Source organism: Streptomyces sp. SP17BM10 (assembly GCF_036322405.1).
Taxonomy (GTDB): Bacteria; Actinomycetota; Actinomycetes; order Streptomycetales; family Streptomycetaceae; genus Kitasatospora.
Genome location: NZ_JAQYXB010000164.1, coordinates 1 through 389 on the forward strand (window position 1 = coordinate 1; position 389 = coordinate 389).

At 62.7% G+C, this 389-nt stretch carries 1 pseudogene; it reads left to right on the forward strand.

What is annotated here, in order from left to right:
- Positions 1 to 151: 151 nt before the first annotated feature.
- Positions 152 to 389 (forward strand): annotated as a pseudogene (locus tag PUR71_RS00595) (hypothetical protein); the annotation flags it as partial.

A 389-nucleotide genomic window follows, 5' to 3' on the forward strand; every position in this document is an offset into this window, starting at 1 on the left:
CAGGACGCCCAGTACGAGAACATCACCGAATCAGACAACGAAGAAGTCGATCCTGCCAGCGAATATTATCAGACAGTACCGAACAAGGCCTAGGACGCAACCCGTCACACCTCCGCAGCCCAGCGCCAAAAACGACAGGCCCATAATCTAGGTGGATCCCATTGGCGGGTTCGGGGCGAAAGCGGCCAAAGGGTCGAGCCACGCGTCGATACCGGTCTTAACCTTGCTGGTGGTCAAAGCCACCGCGGTCGCGTTGACCACCAGCCAGGTGAAGACCGGTATCGACGCATGGCTCGACCCGTTGGCCGCCTTCGCCCCGCACCCGCCCACGGGCTCCACCGAGCAGATGGGCCAGTCGGTTTTGGCGCTCGGCTCGGGGGGGGTGACCG